The sequence below is a fragment of the Halopseudomonas sp. genome (genome assembly GCF_041579695.1).
Taxonomy (GTDB): Bacteria; Pseudomonadota; Gammaproteobacteria; order Pseudomonadales; family Pseudomonadaceae; genus Halopseudomonas.
Genome location: NZ_JBFGFI010000020.1, coordinates 1 through 18,325 on the forward strand (window position 1 = coordinate 1; position 18,325 = coordinate 18,325).

The 18,325-nt window shown below is 57.8% G+C and carries 18 protein-coding genes, 2 tRNA genes and 1 pseudogene; 10 read left to right on the forward strand and 11 right to left on the reverse strand.

What is annotated here, in order from left to right; genetic code table 11:
- Positions 1-221 (forward strand): annotated as a pseudogene (locus ABYA88_RS06335) (GFA family protein); the annotation flags it as partial.
- Between the two features lie 20 nt (positions 222-241).
- On the opposite strand, the gene ABYA88_RS06340 reads toward ABYA88_RS06335, so the two are convergent.
- Positions 242-1,276 (reverse strand): chemotaxis protein CheB, encoded by a 1,035-nt coding sequence (locus ABYA88_RS06340; RefSeq protein ID WP_373186129.1) that lies wholly within the window; start codon positions 1,274-1,276, stop codon positions 242-244.
- 105 nt (positions 1,277-1,381) lie between these two features.
- Positions 1,382-1,882, reverse strand: a complete 501-nt coding sequence (locus tag ABYA88_RS06345; RefSeq protein ID WP_373186131.1) for a hypothetical protein — start codon at positions 1,880-1,882, stop codon at positions 1,382-1,384.
- A gap of 216 nt (positions 1,883-2,098) precedes the next feature.
- Between ABYA88_RS06345 and dusA the strand changes: the two genes are divergently transcribed.
- Entirely contained in the window at positions 2,099-3,142 is a 1,044-nt protein-coding gene (dusA, locus tag ABYA88_RS06350; RefSeq protein WP_373186133.1) for a tRNA dihydrouridine(20/20a) synthase DusA, read from the forward strand.
- A gap of 38 nt (positions 3,143-3,180) precedes the next feature.
- Positions 3,181-4,128 (forward strand): transaldolase, encoded by a 948-nt coding sequence (gene tal / locus ABYA88_RS06355; protein WP_373186135.1) that lies wholly within the window; start codon positions 3,181-3,183, stop codon positions 4,126-4,128.
- A 54-nt stretch (positions 4,129-4,182) separates the two neighbouring features.
- Here tal and rssC read toward each other — a convergent pair whose 3' ends face one another.
- Positions 4,183-4,665, reverse strand: coding sequence for an anti-sigma factor antagonist RssC (rssC, locus tag ABYA88_RS06360; RefSeq protein WP_373186176.1), 483 nt, complete (start codon positions 4,663-4,665; stop codon positions 4,183-4,185).
- The gene (locus ABYA88_RS06365; RefSeq protein WP_373186137.1) at positions 4,665-5,855 is read right to left on the reverse strand and encodes a PP2C family protein-serine/threonine phosphatase; all 1,191 of its coding nucleotides are present in this window, start codon (positions 5,853-5,855) and stop codon (positions 4,665-4,667) included. Before ABYA88_RS06365 ends, rssC begins: the two co-directional genes overlap by 1 nt.
- Before the next feature lie 249 nt (positions 5,856-6,104).
- Between ABYA88_RS06365 and ABYA88_RS06370 the strand changes: the two genes are divergently transcribed.
- On the forward strand, positions 6,105-6,410 hold the full coding sequence (locus ABYA88_RS06370; RefSeq protein WP_373186139.1) for a PilZ domain-containing protein: 306 nt from the start codon (positions 6,105-6,107) through the stop codon (positions 6,408-6,410).
- On the opposite strand, the gene ABYA88_RS06375 is transcribed toward ABYA88_RS06370, so the two are convergent.
- Entirely contained in the window at positions 6,411-7,067 is a 657-nt protein-coding gene (locus ABYA88_RS06375; protein WP_373186178.1) for a VacJ family lipoprotein, read from the reverse strand.
- A 280-nt stretch (positions 7,068-7,347) separates the two neighbouring features.
- Between ABYA88_RS06375 and ABYA88_RS06380 the strand changes: the two genes are divergently transcribed.
- The gene (locus ABYA88_RS06380; RefSeq protein ID WP_373186140.1) at positions 7,348-7,623 is read left to right on the forward strand and encodes a DUF4404 family protein; all 276 of its coding nucleotides are present in this window, start codon (positions 7,348-7,350) and stop codon (positions 7,621-7,623) included.
- Between the two features lie 13 nt (positions 7,624-7,636).
- Here the strand turns inward: ABYA88_RS06380 and queF are convergent, their stop codons facing one another.
- The 3 genes from queF to ABYA88_RS06395 all read right to left on the reverse strand — a co-directional run bounded on the left by queF (position 7,637) and on the right by ABYA88_RS06395 (position 10,263).
- Entirely contained in the window at positions 7,637-8,473 is an 837-nt protein-coding gene (queF, locus tag ABYA88_RS06385; protein ID WP_373186141.1) for an NADPH-dependent 7-cyano-7-deazaguanine reductase QueF, read from the reverse strand.
- A gap of 75 nt (positions 8,474-8,548) precedes the next feature.
- Positions 8,549-9,328 carry an ABC transporter permease gene (locus ABYA88_RS06390; protein WP_373186180.1) on the reverse strand — a complete coding sequence of 260 codons (780 nt, stop codon included), beginning with the start codon at positions 9,326-9,328 and terminating at the stop codon, positions 8,549-8,551.
- The gene (locus ABYA88_RS06395) at positions 9,325-10,263 is read right to left on the reverse strand and encodes an ABC transporter ATP-binding protein (RefSeq protein ID WP_373186142.1); all 939 of its coding nucleotides are present in this window, start codon (positions 10,261-10,263) and stop codon (positions 9,325-9,327) included. The genes ABYA88_RS06390 and ABYA88_RS06395 overlap by 4 nt, the downstream gene beginning before the upstream one ends.
- A gap of 211 nt (positions 10,264-10,474) precedes the next feature.
- Here ABYA88_RS06395 and ABYA88_RS06400 point away from each other — a divergent pair, with 211 nt between their 5' ends.
- From ABYA88_RS06400 to ABYA88_RS06410, 3 genes are all read left to right on the forward strand, one after another.
- Positions 10,475-11,782 (forward strand): spinster family MFS transporter, encoded by a 1,308-nt coding sequence (locus tag ABYA88_RS06400; RefSeq protein ID WP_373186143.1) that lies wholly within the window; start codon positions 10,475-10,477, stop codon positions 11,780-11,782.
- 159 nt (positions 11,783-11,941) lie between these two features.
- Positions 11,942-14,407 (forward strand): acyl-CoA dehydrogenase, encoded by a 2,466-nt coding sequence (locus ABYA88_RS06405; RefSeq protein WP_373186181.1) that lies wholly within the window; start codon positions 11,942-11,944, stop codon positions 14,405-14,407.
- Between the two features lie 106 nt (positions 14,408-14,513).
- The gene (locus ABYA88_RS06410) at positions 14,514-14,915 is read left to right on the forward strand and encodes a PA2817 family protein (RefSeq protein WP_373186144.1); all 402 of its coding nucleotides are present in this window, start codon (positions 14,514-14,516) and stop codon (positions 14,913-14,915) included.
- Positions 14,916-15,096: 181 nt separating this feature from the next.
- On the opposite strand, the gene ABYA88_RS06415 is transcribed toward ABYA88_RS06410, so the two are convergent.
- Both ABYA88_RS06415 and ABYA88_RS06420 read right to left on the reverse strand, forming a co-directional pair.
- Positions 15,097-15,172, reverse strand: a tRNA-Gly gene (locus ABYA88_RS06415).
- Between the two features lie 16 nt (positions 15,173-15,188).
- A tRNA-Glu gene (locus tag ABYA88_RS06420) sits at positions 15,189-15,264 on the reverse strand.
- Positions 15,265-15,917: 653 nt separating this feature from the next.
- Here ABYA88_RS06420 and ABYA88_RS06425 point away from each other — a divergent pair.
- Both ABYA88_RS06425 and ABYA88_RS06430 read left to right on the forward strand, forming a co-directional pair.
- Positions 15,918-16,688 (forward strand): hypothetical protein, encoded by a 771-nt coding sequence (locus ABYA88_RS06425; RefSeq protein ID WP_373186146.1) that lies wholly within the window; start codon positions 15,918-15,920, stop codon positions 16,686-16,688.
- Between the two features lie 65 nt (positions 16,689-16,753).
- A complete protein-coding gene (locus tag ABYA88_RS06430) occupies positions 16,754-17,410 on the forward strand; it encodes a glutathione S-transferase family protein (RefSeq protein WP_373186147.1) in 657 nt (218 codons plus the stop codon).
- On the opposite strand, the gene ABYA88_RS06435 is transcribed toward ABYA88_RS06430, so the two are convergent.
- A complete protein-coding gene (locus ABYA88_RS06435; protein WP_373186148.1) occupies positions 17,407-18,300 on the reverse strand; it encodes an ATP-binding protein in 894 nt (297 codons plus the stop codon). The two genes, ABYA88_RS06430 and ABYA88_RS06435, sit on opposite strands and share 4 nt — an antisense overlap.
- Positions 18,301-18,325 lie beyond the last annotated feature (25 nt).

Here is an 18,325-nt window from a genome sequence, read left to right on the forward strand (position 1 = left end):
GTGCGCTCTGGTTATTCAGTCCCGAATGGCCTGAGCTGATCCATCCATTTGCCTCTGCGATCGACACACCCTTGCCAGCGCCGCCGGAACATACCCATTCGATGCTGGGATCAAAGGCTTCATGGGTCGAAGTGCCGATTCAGCCAAAGGACCAGCACTTTGACGAGTATCCCGAAGAGTCGATTGCGGAGTGGCACCAGCGCCTGGGGCTTGAGTCCTGAGGGGGCATTCGCGGCTGCACTCAGTCCTCTTTTTTGTAACCGAAGAGGTTCTCGCCGGTGAAACGCGTCCTGCGCAGCAGCGTTTCGCGCAATTCTCGCGACTCATCGGTAGCGATCACTGCCTCCCGCCGAAACAGCTTCGCTGCCTCGCCATTGCCTTGCACATCCAGAGAGCCGGCAGTGTGTTCAAGCAGCATCGCTGCCTCTTCCAGGCTACGCATCGAGATCCAGTAGGTCTCCTCGATACGCTGCACGACCTCCGACAGCAGCGCCGCCCGAGTGTAACCGTGCCCGGTGTGGCAGCGAAAACGAGAGATCCCGTCCTCATCGATCTGTACCAGTACGCCATGACACTCAGGACAGGTAAAGGGTGTCAGCTTGCCGGCGTCCATGATGCCCTTGCGGAACGCATCCCCATCGCTGGCAATGCTGGTTTCCACCCCGGCACGCTCAACAATCGCCGAAGACTCCGCTTTGGCAGTCTTAGCGGGCATTCGCAAAGTCGCGAGCAATTTTCCCATGTCACGCGCAGGCACACAGTAGTCGATCTCTACCTGATCCAGCGCACTCAACGGCATGGAGTCAAAAGCCGCATCGGCCGGCAATTGCACCATGGTCATACCGCCAAGCCGCTTTACTGACCATAATCCAGAGGTGCCATCATCAAGCGCACCCGAAAGCACGATACCCACTACGCGCGACCTATAGCTGTAAGCTGCCGAGCGAAATAGCGCATCAATGGAAGGCCTAAACCGATTTTCCTTCGGCCCGCGCTTGACCAGAACATGTCCCTTTTCGATAAGCAAATGATGATCCGGTGGTGCAACATAGATTGTGCGACTTTTGATCTCATCGCCATCATCGGGATGCCTTACGGGAAAAGGCGAGTATTCCTGAAGAATCTCCGGAATAGTGCTCTTATAGTTCGGCGACAGATGCTGCACGATAAAGATCGACGCATCCAGCCTTGAAGGCAGGCCTTTTATCAGCGTGATAAGGCTCTCGATCCCCCCCGCCGATGAGCCCATCACGATTATCTGCTGGCTGTTTTCCATTTATAGGCCTCAAGTCTTCCGTAGGTAGGAACCAGCGTAGCAGTCCACGCCGGGAGACCCGGACTCAGCTCCAAGAGAGGTTTCACGGAGGCCTTTCGCAAGCCGCTATTTCTTGCTACGCGCCTGATGCTCCAACATCTGCTCCATCATCAGCTGCATCTGATCCAGGCGGTTTTCCATCATCTGCAGGCGCTGGTCATTAGGGGTCGTGGATTCGGAATCATCCACCTCCGGGAGGTTGTTTCCCCCACCGCTGCCCATCATGCCTTGACCGCTTCCCATCATCGCGTCGCCCATCATGCCTTGGCCGTTAGCCATCATGCCCGGGCCGTGCATGCCCTGACCCATCATGCCACCGTGCATCATGTTCATATGTTTCTGCATGGAATCCATATGCTGCTCAAGCAAACGCTGACGTTCAGCTTCGGACTCGACCTGTGGCATGCGGTGCATCATTTCCTGCATCTGGGACATATTCTCCCGCATCTGTTGCCTGGTTTCCTGGTTCATCATCCCGGGTCCCTGTCCGGGAACCCCCTGCGCCAAGCTCCCGACCGATACCGATGTCAGTACCGAACAAAGAATCAACCCACTAAGTACACGCATAAAACCTCCTCAAACTGACTGATCCGGAAAACCGGTCTTTCTGGTTTCAAAGGCTACGACCGGTAGGCACCCGAAAAGTTACAAATAACATGCTCTTTTTCCAGATCACCGTTGGCGGCAGGAACCCTGTTTTTCCTGATAAACTAGGGCCCTCCTTATATGAGCGGACAGCAATCGTCAGCAACCGCAGCGAACTTGTGATCAACAGGCAAACAGATGCAGCAGGAAAACCACTCCAACCCCATCATCCGACGCCCCGGCCCGTCCAGGCGCTTCTGCGTGGCTCCGATGATGGACTGGACCGATAGAAACTACCGGTTCTTCGCCAGGCTGATCAGCCAGCATGCGTTGCTGTATACCGAGATGGTCACCACCGGCGCGGTGATTCACGGTGACCGCTCACGCTTTCTTGGCTTCAACGCCGCTGAGCAGCCACTGGCGCTGCAACTGGGCGGCAGCAATCCGGCCGAGCTGGCCACCTGCGCCGGGCTGGCCGAGGATGCCGGCTTTGCCGAGGTGAATCTGAACGTCGGCTGTCCCAGTGACCGGGTGCAAAACAACATGATCGGAGCGTGCCTGATGGCACATCCGGCGCTGGTGGCCGAGGGCGTCAAGGCAATGCACGAGGCCTGTGCCATTCCGGTGACGGTCAAGCACCGGATCGGCATCAATGGCCATGATAGCTACGCTCAGCTGTGCGATTTCATCGGCCAGGTACATGAGGCGGGGTGTGACACCTTTATCGTGCATGCTCGCATCGCGATTCTCGAGGGCCTGTCACCGAAGGAGAATCGGGACATTCCACCACTACGCTACGAGGTCGTGCACCAGATCAAGGCCGATTTCCCGCACTTGGAGATTATTCTCAATGGCGGGCTGACCGATCTGGACGAGATGCAGCAGCACATGCGCGTGCTGGATGGGGTCATGGTCGGGCGGGAGGCATATCACAATCCCTACCTCCTGGCCGAGGTGGATCGCCGCTTCTATAACGATTCGACACCTCGCCCCGAGCGCATTTCCGTGCTGGAAGCGCTGCGCCCTTACATTGTCAGCCACCTCGATCAGGGCGGCGCAATGAACCATGTCACGCGGCACATCCTCGGATTATTCCAAGGCCTGCCAGGCGCACGCCATTTTCGCCGGCAGTTGAGCAGCGCGCTGCACCAGACCGATGACCCGCTGGCGCTCTACGATGAGCTGATCAGCGACATGGAGCGCCGGCTGCAACCCCGGGATTGCCCACGTCAGCAGGCTTGAGTTATGGTCAGAACATACATCCCAAGAGTCTGTCCACAATGCCAAGCAAACTCGAAAGCCTGCGAAAACACACGCAAATCGTCGCTGACACCGGTGATATAGAAGCCATCCGCGTCCACCATCCGGTGGATGCCACTACCAACCCGTCACTGATGCTGAAAGCTGCCCAGCAAAGCGCCTACAGCGAAATGCTCGATCAGGCCTTGAAGGCATCGGCCGGCGGCTTCGATCCGGTGGCCGAAGCCTGCGATTCCTTCGCCGTCGCACTGGGCACGGAGATTACCAAGCTGGTCCCCGGCCGGGTGTCGACTGAAGTTGATGCACGCTTGTCATTCGATCGCGCGGCGACGCTGGGCAAGGCCCGCCGACTGATCGAGCGTTACGAAGAGGCTGGAGTGACCCGTGACCGTGTACTGGTCAAGATTGCCTCCACCTGGGAGGGTATCCAGGCCGCTGCCGAGCTGGAAAAGGAAGGAATTCAGTGCAATCTCACGCTGCTCTTCTCGTTTGCCCAGGCGCAGGCATGCGCCGATGCCGGCGTGTACCTGATTTCGCCGTTTGTCGGTCGCATCTACGACTGGTACAAGAAAAGTGAAGGTCGTGACTTCCAGGGCGTGGAAGATCCGGGCGTACAATCTGTCGCGCGTATCTATCGCTACTACAAGCAACATCAGTACGCCACGGTGGTGATGGGGGCAAGCTTTCGCAATACTGGACAGATCGAGGCCCTGACCGGGTGCGACCGCCTGACCATCAGCCCCGCCCTGCTGCAGCAACTGGCTGTCGAGCAGGGCGAGCTGCAGCCATCGGAAATTCTTACCCAGCCTTCGTCAGACCCGCTTGAACGATTAGACGAGAGTACCTTTCGCTGGGCACATAACGAGGACGCAATGGCCACCGAAAAACTGGCCGAGGGCATAAGAGCCTTTGCCGCTGATCAGGTCAAGCTCGAGGAACTGTTGCGCATGCGTTCGGTGCAGGCCTAGACCGATATACCTGGCGCAGAGCGCCGGGTACTTAAACGCTCAAGCGAGTATCAGTCAATTGGATTCGAGGGCACTGACCAGGTCGCGAAACGCTTCGCGGTTATGCTCGTTGAGGTTCATCAGTATGCGATGGGCCTCAAGCACCTTGTCTTTCACCAGCTCCTCCGATAACGCCTGCCCAGGAAGATCTTCCAGTTCGGTCGCAGTCGGTGTGATCTCGGAAACGATATTGAACACCTGATCGAACCCCATACTCTGCAACAGTCGATTCATGTCGTCCTTGGTTGATACCAGGGTGGGCAGAAAGCCGACTTTCTGCCGCGACAGAATCGACAGTTTGGCCAACAGGCCCAGCGAAGTACTGTCTATTCCGTCTGTTTCAGTCAGATCGATGATGATGGCGTTGAATGTCAGCACGCTGAATATCTTTTCGATATAGGCATCCAGGGCGGCGCACAGGGTCAACCGCACATCACCGATGAACTTGAGCACGAAAGTACCTTCCGACTCTGCAAACTGGATCTTGCCAGTGGTCATCATTGGCGGTTCCTGCTTAGTACCATAAGTGAAATATCATCGGGCATAACCTTGCCCGGCTGCAGGCCGAAGCTTCCCAGCAACGCTTTCATGCTGCCATTGCATTGTTCTACCAAGCCGGGCAGCTGCGCTTCCTTATTCCTCAGGGTAGCCCCTTCAATGCAATCGAGCACCCCATCGGAGCACAAAATCAGACTGAAGGCATCCGGCAACGTTATCTTGTGATTCTCATATACCGCATCGTCGAACAATCCGACTGGCCTGCCCTTGCCTTGCAGATAATGTGCTTTGCCATTTGCGTAAAGCAGCGGTAGCGGTAGATGACCACCGATACTGTAGGTCAGCGTGTTACTTGATTCATCAATTATGCCGCCGAGCATGGTTACATGCTTGCCAAGTTTGCAGTTGATCAGGCCGCGGTTGATATGCTCAAGCACATCAGAGGGCAGAAACTCGATCGGACTGCCGTCGCCCTGACGCCGCTGTTCATACAACAAACGCGTGGTCATGAACTTCAACAGGACGGTGGCGAAGGCCGACGAGGCGCCATGGCCGGACACGTCTGCCAAATAAAAGCCCAACTGGGTCTCGGAAATACGAAAGTAGTCGACGAAATCGCCCGAAAGATACAGTGAAGGGATGATACGGCGCTCGAACGTGTATTCGCCACTGACCCATGGACTCTCGGGCAGCATATTGATCTGTACCTGATGCCCTGCTGCCTGATCATCCTTCAGTTCCTGCAGGCGATCCTCGAGCTCACGGTTGGCGGCTTCCAGACGTTCGCGGATGCGTCGATTCTCGTTGCGCAGACGACTCTGGTCCAGCGTGCGCTTGACCACCAGTTCGACCAGCGCGGTATCGACCAGCGGCTTGATCAGGAAGTCATGCGCGCCCGCGCGCAGCGCTTTGACTGCCAGCGGCATATCCGTGGTAGGTGCGATAACAATTAATGAGGTTTCAGGATTGGCCAATACAGCCTGCAACACGTCAGCGAAGCCGTCTTTTTCTGGCAGGTACAAATTGCAGAGGATCAGCTCCGGTCGTTGCGAGGCCAATTGCTCCTGTCCATCAGCCGCGCTGCCGGCCTGCAGCACGTCAAAGCCGCAGTTCTGCAATCGGGTGGCGATGTCGCGCCGGGAAGCTTCGTCATCGTCAATAACCAGCAAGGTGGTGCCAGTAAGCTGCATAGAGTCCCTACGTCAATGCGCCACAGCTGAGCAGGCTGTGGGCCACAGGGTGTGTGTATCGAGGCCAGGTAACCTGACGTTTTCAAGGGCCAAACAGTACTCCCATCCGCTTGCCCAGGCAACCGTCACGGCATCGTGCCAGAACGCTTGTGTGCGACAGACCGGGGAACTACGATAGCGATGGCAAGCGAAACCCGAAAAGCAGCCAGTCAGGCTTCGCTACAGCATATCAAGTATGGGAGTCATCGCATGTCATTTCATGACCAGCAGTACAGGGAAAAGCGCGACTTCATCCGGATGAAGGTCGAGGCTCGGGCGATTCTGACACTGCATGAGGGCGACGAGAAGATCGAGGCCGATTGCCAGGATCTCTCAAGCCAGGGAGTGCAACTCGTACTGGACCGGCCGCTACCGGAAAGCGCTCATCTGAGCCTGTCGATCCCCTCCCCGACCCCCGGCCTCCAGGGGCTGGAAGCAGAAGGTCAGGTGATGCGTTGCGAGGCAGTGGACAACGGGCAATTCATTGTCGGCGTGTATTTCAACGCACTCAAATGATCAGAAGGGGTCTTCGACCTCTCCGTCCTTGACCTGGAACTCGCGGTTTTGCAGGAATGCATTGCGCACAAACCGATAGCGGTCGCCTCTGATCATCTCCTCGCGCGCGAGCAAGCTTGCACGCGTGTCGATCAGATCGGTACCGATGGCGGTATTGCGGGTGGGTACGTGATCTATCTGATCGTTGTAGCTGTAACCGGCGTAACTTTCAGGTATCCGCGAGCTGCCGTCGCGCAGGGTACTCGGACCCAGCAGCGGTAACACTATGTACGGACCGCTGGGAACGCCCCAGGCGCCAAGGGTCTGACCAAAATCTTCGTCGTTGCGCTGCAGCCCCATCCTCGTGGCTACATCGAATACACCGAGAACACCTACGGTTGAATTGAGCAGGAAACGCGCAGTGTCGATGCCGGCATCGTGGAACTTGCCCTGCAAGGTGTCATTAACCAGATTACGCGGCTCGCCCAGATTACTGAAAACATTGCTGATGCTGTCGCTGACCGGCTCGGGTACAAAGCGATCATAGGCTTTTGCCGCAGGCTTGAGGGTAAAGCGATCAAGAGTGTCGTTGAAACTGAAGATCACCCGATTGACTGGCTCCCATGGGTCGGGGGTGACGGAGTTGGCCGCGTAATCGTCATAATCTTCCTGGGCCATGACCGTGGCCGTTCCGGCTATCGATAGCGTCCCCGCCAGCACCATACGCAATGTAAACGACAACACCTTCATAACGATTCTCCCTGGTTCTGGATCCGGCGTGGACGCGCTCCGCGGCGGTTTTCGAAGTAATTACAGCGTAAGTGTAATGCAAAAGCCACCGCGATTTCATCGGTTCAACCCGCAACCCCATCGGTATCTGGCGGCGCGTGACAGCGAGACGTGAGCGCCCCAGCCAGCTATAGTGCCCTTAGACCGATGATTATCACAGGAGCACCCCATGCCCGCGCAACAATTGAAGAATCAGCTAGAGAATCTGCAGCGCATACTGGCAGAGACCGATGAACCGCTTTCACCGGAAGAACGTGAATCACTGCAACAATTGGCTGACCGCATTGAGGCACGCTTGCTGGCCGTACAACACGACACCGACATGGAAGACACCAACCTGGTCGACAGCGTGAATCTGTCTATCGAGCATTTCTATGCCCGCCACCCGACAGTGGCAGCAACCTTGCACCGCGTCGTCCAGGCGCTGTCGGATATGGGTATATAAAAACTGGAAGTATCTACTGGCGGGCCAGCCGAAGGTTTTCAGGGAAGCTCGCCGCGGTGGACCGGTAGGGATTGATATCCAGGCCACCACGGCGTAGATAACGCGCATAGACCGTCAACTCTGCCCCCTCACCGAGCAGCGGCAGCACATCGGTAAAAATCCTTTCCACACACTGCTCGTGAAAATCAGCATGCTGGCGGAACGAGACCAGGTAGCGCAGCAGCGCCGAGCGGTCCAGCCGCTTGCCACTGTAGGCGATCGAAATACTGGCCCAATCCGGCTGGCCGGTCACCGGGCAATTGGATTTGAGCAGATGGCTATGCAACGCCTCGCGAGCCAGCCCCCCTGCATCAGCCAGGGCCAGCAGGGAAGCGTCATATTCATAGCAGTCAATTTCCGCTTCAGCATCATCGATACAGTCACCCGGTAATTGCGCCATACCGCCCGCGTGAAGCTGGGCCATGGTAAACAGCCGCACCATTACAGGCCCCTGTGCAGCCACGCTCAGATCCGATTCCAGGGTATGCAACACCTCTGCGCGGTCGCGAAAGACGGTCTGGTTGAACGAATTCAGATACAGCTTGAGGGACTTCGATTCGACGATCCGCCTGGCCTTCAGCGGAAATACGAACTCGGCTGCGGCAACCGCGGGCTTGCCTGAAGGCGTCAGCCACGACAGCTCGTAACAGTTCCAGATATCGGCACCATGAAACGGCAGCTTATCCGCATCCAGGCCCAGCTCCTGCCATTTCGGCTCACGCGCAATCGGAAACAGCAGCGAGGGGGTATAAACGCTCACATAAGCGCTGCTCTTGCCCAGGGGTGACTGGTCAGCGGGATGCCGGGTCATGGTGTATCTCCTTGCAGACAGGCGGGGATGATACTCCCCACCCTGACTGCAGACCAGCATAGCCGGTGAATACAGCTATTGCCGCATGCCAATGCCACGCGACAGCAGCCAGTAGCTGATCGAATAGAGCAGAACGATGAACACGCTCATCAATGTCAGCGCCACGCCAATGGGTATGTCCGACACGCCGAGGATACCGTAGCGAAACGCGTTGACCATGTGCAGGATCGGATTGATCATCGATACCTTCTGCCAGAACTCAGGCAACATGCTGATGCTGTAGAAAACGCCGCCCAGGTAAGTGAGCGGCGTGAGCACGAAGGTCGGAATGATCGAAATATCATCGAAGGTCTTGGCGAACACCGCATTGATGAAGCCGCCCAGGGCAAAGACCAGTGACGTGAGGAACACCACCGCAATGGTCAGCCCCAGATGCTGGACCTGCAGCCGGGTGAAGAACAGTGACATGATAGTCACGATCAACCCCACCGCCAGCCCTCGCGCCACTCCGCCAAAAACGTAACCCAGCAAAATGGTATGCGGCGACACTGGCGCGACCATCAGCTCCTCGATCGAGCGCTGGAACTTGGTGCTGAAAAAGCTAGAGACCACGTTCGAGTAGCTGTTGGTGATTACCGCCATCATGATCAGGCCCGGCACGATGTAATCGATGTAGGCATAACCATCCATGGTCCCGATCCGGCTGCCGATCAGGTTGCCGAAAATGACGAAGTACAGCGCCATGGTGATACCCGGCGGCAGCAGGGTCTGGGGCCAGATGCGGGTGAAGCGGCGGATTTCCTTGAACAGGATGGTCTTGAAAGCCACCCAGGTAGTGCGCCAGTGGTTCATCAGGCGGCCCCTTTTGCTTTTTCGGTATTCTCATCGACCAGGGCCAGAAACAGCTCTTCCAGCCGGTTACTGCGATTGCGCATGCTGAGCACGTGCAGACCCTTGTCGTTCAACTGGGCAAACAACGCATTGAGCCCCTGGCTTTTTTCCACCTGCACCACCAGCGTATGTTCATCCAGCAGGCTGCAGGGGTAGCCTTTAAGCTCCGGCGGCTCGTCCATTATCGTCTGGCAATCGAGCAGAAAGGTCTCGGTATGCAGTTCAAGCAACAGTTCGCGCATGCTGGTGTTATGGATGATGCGTCCCTTGTCGATGATCGCAATGTTCTTGCACAGTTGCTCGGCTTCTTCCAGGTAATGCGTGGTCAGCACGATAGTGATGCCGCGGGCGTTTATTTCCTGCAGAAATTGCCACATCGACCGGCGAATCTCGATATCCACCCCGGCGGTGGGTTCATCGAGAATCAGCAACCTGGGCTCGTGAATCAGCGCGCGGGCGATCATTAACCGCCGTTTCATGCCACCGGACAGCATGCGCGAAGGTTCGTCACGCTTGTCCCACAGACCGAGGCGCTTGAGATAACGCTCGGCGCGCTCTTTCGCTTCACGTAACGGAATCCCGTAATAGCCAGCCTGATTGACCAGAATATCCATGGTTTTTTCAAACTGGCTGAAATTGAACTCCTGCGGCACGATGCCGATGCAGCGCTTGGCGTCCATCAGATCAGTATCCAGGTCATGGCCGAATACGCTGACCTGCCCCGAAGTCTTGTTGACCAGTGAGGAGAGAATCCCGATGGTGGTCGATTTGCCGGCGCCGTTGGGACCCAACAATGCAAAGAAATCGCCCTGTTGCACTTCCAGATCGACTCCCTTGAGAGCTTGAAAACTGTTCCCGTAGGTCTTGTGCAGACCCCGAATACTAATTGCTGACGTCATGCATGGCTTCCCGTCTAGGCGATCGAATGGGCCTATATGGGGTCACGTACAGGAAAAATCAAGAGTGAGGCCAAGCGGCGGTCGCCCCTGCGCCGGAAACAGCTACAAATCTGCTACAAAACTGACTGCCCGGTCAATTGTGCGTTTTCTCGTCCAGCCCTATGATTTGCCAACAACAAAAGTGTCCTTCTAATAACAATCGGAGACATGCATGACACCCTCGCCAGAGACAACAGACGGCGTTGTACGGATTACGCCGGCCTACCGCCGCTATGCCCTTTTCCTGCTGGTGGTGGCTTACACCTCCAGTCACGTCGACCGCAATATTGTCGGCATCCTGATAGAACCCCTCAAGGCTGACTTGCTGCTCTCTGACACACAGCTGGGCTTTCTTTCGGGTATTGCTTTTGCCCTCTTCTACGCCACTCTGGGCATCCCGATCGCGGTCTGGGCTGATCGCTCCAACCGCCGTAACATCATTGCCTGGTCCATCGGCATCTGGAGCTTGATGACCGCAATCTGCGGCCTGGCACAGAACTTCTGGCAACTCGCCGCCGCCCGGGTCGGCGTGGGCATCGGCGAGGCAGGCTCCAGCCCGCCGTCACACTCCATGCTGTCGGACCTGTATCCGAAGGAGCAGCGCTCCAGCGCCATGTCCATCTACGCCCTGGGCGTGTACTTCGGCATCATGATCGGCTTTATGGTCGGCGGCTTCGTGGCCGAATGGTGGGGCTGGCGCGCAGCCTTCTTCGTGGTCGGCCTGCCAGGTCTGGCGATCGCTTTACTGGTGCGCTTTACCATGATCGAACCGCCGCGCGGCTACGCCGATGGCGGTGCCCCGCCCGCAGCCCTGGCCAAGGTCAATGTCAAGGCCGGGTTCGCTGTGCTCTGGCGCGTTCGAACCACACGCCACGTGGTCATCGGCGTCACCCTGACCGCCCTGGTGGGCTATGGCAGTATCGTCTGGGGTCCGGCATTCCTGATCCGCAGCCACGGCCTCACACCCGGCCAGGTGGGCATGTTCCTGGGGCCGGTGATGGGCATCGTTGGCGGCCTGGGCGCCTACATTGGGGGCATCCTGGCGGACAAGCTTGCTGCCCGTCGCCAGGCCTGGAACGCCTGGATCGTCGGCCTGGCGAAGATCCTGGCAATACCTTTCATTGTCAGCTTCTATCTGATCGACAGCACCTTCTGGGCGCTGGTCGTCTATATGCCCGCTGCTTTCCTCGGCGCCTTCTACCTCGGGCCCAGCTTTGCGATGATTCAGAGTCTTACACCGCTGCGCAGCCGTGCACTGGCTTCGGCCATCATGCTCTTTGTGCTCAACCTGGTCGGCCTGGGCTTTGGACCGCAGCTGATTGGTATCGCCAGTGACGTCATGCGCGTCTGGTTCGACAACGACAGTCTGCGCTATGCGCTGCTGGGTGCCGCCTTCATCAACATCTGGGCTGCGATCCACTACTATCTTGCCGGCAGGACCATCGAGTCCGACACCGGCAATCTGGCGATCCCCGACTAGAAAAGTGTTCGGGCGCGCTCCGGCTTTGGCGCGCGCCCTTTACTGATCTGTCTCAATTTTTTGCATCCCAGTTCATCCTGTTACATCAGACGGTTACCCTTGGTTGGCTCTAGCGACTATGCTGAGAGCTGAATTAATGAAATCAAGGAGTGTTGAATGATGATCCTGCTATGGCTTGTCGGCCTGGTACTGGGTATTGCTGTTCTGGCGTATATACGCGCAGGCCTGCTTAACAGCTGCATCGCTGTTGGCGTCTATCTGTTGGCAATGACGGTATTCTCGTCCGCGCACTGGCTACTCGACCTGGTGCTCTGGGCTGTCTTTCTCGGCATCGCAATCCCGCTCAACATGCCGGACTGGCGCCGCTCGTTCATCAGCAAGCCGCTGTTCAAGTGGTTCAAGAAAGTTCTGCCCCCCATATCAGACACCGAGCAGGAAGCGCTCGAGGCCGGAACCGTATGGTGGGACGGCGAGCTGTTCACCGGCCGTCCGGACTGGAACAAACTGCACAGCTTTCCCAAGCCGGTCCTCAGCGAGGAAGAAAAGGCCTTTATCGACGGTCCGGTGGAAGAAGTCTGCGGCATGACCGATGAGTGGGAAGTGACCACCGAGCTGCAGGATCTGCCAGCTGATGTCTGGAAATTCATTCGTAGCAACGGCTTCTTCGGCTTGATCATTCCCAAGGAGTACGGCGGTAAAGGATTTTCTGCCTACGCGCATTCGCAGATCACCATGAAACTGGCCAGCCGCAGTGGCGACCTGGGTTCAACCGTAATGGTGCCCAACTCACTCGGTCCGGCCGAATTGCTGATGCAGTTCGGTACCGAAGAGCAGAAGAACCACTATCTGCCACGTCTTGCCAGTGGCGAAGATATCCCCTGCTTCGCGCTGACGTCTACCGAGGCCGGTTCCGATGCTGGCGCGATGCCCGACCGCGGCATCGTCTGTAAGGGCCAGTGGCAAGGCGAGGAAGTAATAGGTTTGAAGGTAACCTGGGAGAAGCGCTATATCACGCTCGGTCCGGTAGCCACCCTCCTGGGACTGGCGTTCAAGGTTTACGATCCAGATGGCCTGCTCGGCGACGAGGAGGAGCGAGGCGTCAGCCTGGCACTGATTCCCACCGACACACCCGGCGTGGAAATCGGCAATCGTCATTTCCCACTCAACGCAGCGTTCATGAACGGGCCCAATTCGGGTAAGGATGTGTTCATCCCGCTCGATTATCTGATCGGCGGCGAAGAGATGATCGGCAAAGGCTGGATCATGCTGATGAATTGCCTGTCTGTAGGTCGCTCGATCTCACTGCCGGCAGCAAGTATCGGTGGTGCCAAGATGGCAAGCATGACGACCGGTGCCTATGCACGTATTCGTCGCCAGTTCGGCATGCCCATTGGCGAGTTCGAGGGCATTCAGGAAGCCCTGGGACGCATGGGCGGCAACACCTATGTAATGAACGCGGCGCGGACCATGACGGCCGGGGCAGTAGACCTGGGCGAGAAACCCTCGGTGCTCTCGGCCGTGGTCAAGTATCACCTGACCGAACGCTTGCGCCAGTGCATTAACGATGCGATGGACATCCATGGCGGCAAGGGTATCTGCATGGGGCCGAAGAACTACCTGGGCCGCGCCTATCAGGCACTGCCCATATCCATCACGGTAGAGGGCGCGAATATCCTCACGCGCAACATGATGATCTTCGGTCAGGGTGCCATACGCTGCCATCCGTTCGTGTTGAACGAGATGCAGGCCACACAGGATGAGGACGAAACCCGCGCCCTCAAGCGTTTCGACAACCTGCTGTTCGAGCATATCGGCTTCGCTCTGGGCAACGCCTCCGGCAGCCTGCTGCTGGCGCTTACCGGCGCCCGTTTCGTGAAAACGCCGGGCAACAAGCACACCCGCCGCTATTATCAGCAGATGTCCCGTCTGGCAGCATCCTTCTCTACCTTGACCGACGTGACGATGATGATCCTCGGTGGCGAACTCAAGCGCCGTGAGCGCATCTCCGCTCGGCTGGGTGACGTGCTGAGTAACCTGTATCTGGCCAGCGCGACGCTGAAGCAATATCAGGATCAGGGCTGCCCGGAAGAAGACTTGCCGTTCGTACAATGGGGCGTGGAAGATTTGCTGGCCAAGACCGAACAGGCCATGCACGAGATTATCCACAACTTCCCCGATACCCGTGTTGGCGTGCTGCTACGGGTGCTGGTGTTCCCGCTCGGACGCCACATGTCGCCACCTGCCGACAGCGTTACCGCCGAGGTGGCCAAGCGTCTGATGACACCGGGTGCGGCCAGGGATCGCCTGCTCGATGGTTGTTACCAGAGCCAGGATCCGAATGACGTCACCGGCCTGGTCAACTCGACGCTGCACAAGGTAATTGCCGCTGACCCACTCGAAGCACGTATCGCCAAGGCGGTGCACAAGAGTGAGCTGGAGGTTGCGTCAGGTGCCGATGAAGTCGACGCTGCCGTAGAGGCCGGTGTGATCACCGCCGAGGATGCCACATTGATCCGGGATGCAAGGGAAGCCCGTACTGCAGTGATCGCGGTAGATGACTTCACCAAGGAAGAGATGACACCCAACCGCAAGAAACAGAAGACCGCCAGCGCCAAAACGGCGTAAGCATCCTGGCCGGCCCTCAAGGGCCGGCCATGTTTTTGCCGGCGTCGATGCAAGCCATCACCGGTGCTTTTTGCTAGACTCCGCCGCATTGCCCCAGGAGTCTACTATGAATCCCGATCTGCCCTACCACCGTTACCACTTGGCCCTGCTCAAGAGCCTATTCGATACCCTGCGCGCGCAATCCGTGCTGATGGAGCAGGTTCCCGAAGAAAGCAACATCCTGTTTCTGGAACGTTTCGACGAAATGATTGGCCAGCTTGAGGCGGGTGATCACGATGCCCTGTATCCCGGGCAGGATATCCTCTGCCAGATCATTAGCCGCTACCCCCAGATCGCTCATCTGATTCCCAGGGACCTGCTCTGGTACTTCGGCGGCGACTGCCTGCATTTCATGCCCGACGAAGAAATAGCCCAGTATCAGCTGATCGACGAGCACCGCGCCGCAGCGGAAGAGCGTGGCGAGGAATTCAACTGGGAACAGGCAAGGCAGCTGATTCAGAGCCCCTGATCGGGAGCGCGGATCCGGGTGCTCCGAGTTCCATTCCGACGGGGTTTGAATCCTGATGCACCGCATGGTCGAGGTGGAACTCGACCCTCCAGACACCGCTGATCGAGGTGCAGCCCGGCTTTGCAAATAGACAAATCTCAGGCACAAAAAAACCGCCGTTAAGCGGTTTTCCTGTTACATATGGAGCGGGAAACGAGACTCGAACTCGCGACCCCGACCTTGGCAAGGTCGTGCTCTACCAACTGAGCTATTCCCGCAAAATCTGACGCCGAATGGCGTCCCCTAGGGGACTCGAACCCCTGTTACCGCCGTGAAAGGGCGGTGTCCTAGGCCACTAGACGAAGGGGACATACCCGGACTTCTCTCACCAGGGTGTTAACCCCGGCTCACCTGCTTCGAATTGTTCGCTGCAAGTGGCGCGCATTTTAGGCATGCACTGAATTATCGTCAACCCCCAAGTCCATCTTTTTCAAGTTTATTTCCTCACCCCGGCCCTTCCCGGCCAACCGCTCTGGAACGCGGCCGGCGCTCAAGCCGCCAGAGGGCGCGTACAGAGTCAGAGCAGGACCACGAGAACCCACGCAGCGAGAGGTAGTGTAATAGCCAGCACAGCGTATCCCAGGCTGCGCCGATGCATTGCGATCCACAACTCTCGGCTACCGTCACGCGCCTCGGCGTCGAGACCGCTGGTTTAGGCTTAGCAGCCAGCCGGAGCTCGCAGGGGCAAACGCCATGCAAGGTTTGCATCCACCGCAGATTCGGATCCGGGGAGAAATCACCCAGTCTTTTGCCCGAACGGCGACGAAAAATCTTGTTGCAACCTGACAATAGTTGGATGACCCTGAAACGCTATTCGGTTAATGTCTGATAGCTATCAACACATTTTCAGGCAGCACAGGGATACGGCTGCGAAACGAACCGGCAATCCCAGGCATGGGGGCGCTCCGGGGCACCTCTGGCAACATCCACTGCGTGCCAAAGATCGAACAAGAGAGATTGACCATGTCTCCGTTACTCATAGGTTTGCTTGTGGCAGGGGGTGTGCTGATCCTGCTGAGCATCGGTTTTATCAGTCACGGTCTCGAGCGCGCGCGGATCGAACGCGCGCGCACCATCGCCGACCTGAGTTCCAGACTGAAGATCTGCCGCACGATCAATGGCCAGTTACCTGGCCAATATATGAGCCCCGAGCTCAAGGTTCTGCTGACCGGCCTGGAAATCAGCCTGCTGGAAAAGCTGGTTCGCCTTGACCGCAAGGACGAGCGTGCCCAACAGATGCTTGAAAGCACCCGGCAGGAATTGAAAAAGCCGGAACTGACCGTGGCTAACCCTCCACAGAAAATGGAGAGCGAGGTACAGGCCAAGGAAGCTCGCCTGATGCTCGAGAACCTGCACAATTTGCTGACCCAGGCGCACAAGGAACGCATAATCGATCAATTGACCCTGCAGCAGTGGTCGGGGCAGATTCGGCAATACCTGCTCGCAACGTCTCTGGAGGTTTTCGAAGTGCTGGCCAGGCAGGGCATGCGTCAAGGCAAGCCGCGCATCGCCAAGCTGCAGTATGAGCGGGCTATCGCCTATCTGAACCAGCAGAATAATCCAGCACTTGCCGACCAGATCCTGCGTTTCAAGGAACTGTTGAAACAGGCCTCCGAAGCGACCGTGCGTAGCGAGCAGGCAAGCACCGCCGACTCCAGCGAACTCAGCGCTGGACTCCAGGAACTGGAAATAAGTGACGAAGAATGGAAGAAGAAGGCCGTCTACGACGACTGACCAAGCGCCATTGATAACCTCCAGGGCCACCCAACAGGCCCTGCCACTCTTATGGAAACCGCTGCATGGCCCTCACTCTTTACGGCGCAATACTCTCTCCCTTTGTGCGCAAGATTCGCATTCAACTGGCCGAGCAGTCCATCCCCCATGAGCATGTGATTGTCGCGCCCTTGCGCCAGCCCGAATGGTACTTCGACATAAGCCCGCTCGGACGCATCCCGGCCATTCAGGATGGGGACCTCCGACTGGCTGACTCGGCGGTTATCGCTCAGTACCTGCAGGAGGCCTATGGCGGGATCTCACTCTTCGGCGAGACGCCCGCCGAGGCCGCCCGGGTGCGCTGGCTGGAAAAGTACGCTGATTATGAACTCGCGGCCCACGCCACATTTACCGTATTCGCCCAGCGCGTCCTAGAACCCCTCAAGGGCAACCAGACTGACGAGCAGGCCGTGGCAACTGCGCTGAGTGATCACCTGCCGCCACTGCTGAACTACCTCAATCATGAATTGAACGGCAAGGCATTCTTCCTTGGCGAACGCATGAGCATGGCGGATATCGCAGTCACCTCGCAGCTGATCAACATGGCCCATGTTGGCGAGCTGATCGATGAGGATCGCTGGCCCTGCCTGTCCTCTCTGCTGGCGCGCATGACCGCCCGATCGAGCTTGAGCAGCCTGCTGCCAGCCGAGCATCAGTTGCTTGCCAGGCTGAGCAGCCGCTAGTCGCGTTGTTCCAGTAACTGACTGCCGACCCAGGACCGGGCAAACTGATAAGCGCAGCGGCCATTACGGTTGCCGCGTGACAACGCCCAGCGCAGTGCCTGCTGCTGCAGGGCCTGGGACCACTGCCATTGCAGCTTGTGCTCGCTAGCCAGCACGGCCAGCCAGTGCTGCACCACTTCCAGATAATGCTCCTGGGTGAATGGATAGAAAGATACCCAGAGCCCGAAGCGGTCAGAAAGCGCGATCTTTTCCTCTATAGCCTCACCGGGATGCAATTCGCCATCCACCATGCTTGCTCCAAGATTGTCGCTGCGCTGCTCCGGTAGCAGGTGACGTCGGTTGGAAGTCGCGTAAAGAAGCAGATTTTCCGGCGCGGCTTCCACCGTTCCGTCGAGCACCGTTTTCAGGGATTTGTACGCACTGTCATCCGCCTCGAAGGCCAGATCGTCGCAGAACAACAGGAACCGCCAGGGCTTGCCGTCTATCTCACGCACCAGAGCAGGCAGATGCAGCAGATCACTCTTGTCGATCTCGATCAGCCGCAGGCCCTCCCCTGCATACTCAGCCAGCAGCGCACGGATCAGCGAGGATTTTCCGGTGCCACGGGCACCCCAGAGCAGCGCGTTGTTGGCTGGCAAGCCGTGGACGAACTGCCGCGTATTGGCCTGCAATGCGGCCTTCTGGCGATCCACCCCGAGCAGGTCGGCAAGGTGCATATCCTGGCTGGCGACCAGCGGCCGCAACCATCCGCCATCGCCTTCAGACATCCAGCGCGCCGCCGTTACCGTCTGCCAGTCGACCGCCTGCTGACGCCCATCCACACCCGCTTCCAGTCGATCGACCAGACCCAGAATGCGCTGCATGAATTGCTGCGAAGAAATTTCTGACATACTGGTCTCCAAATAATTCGAGAAT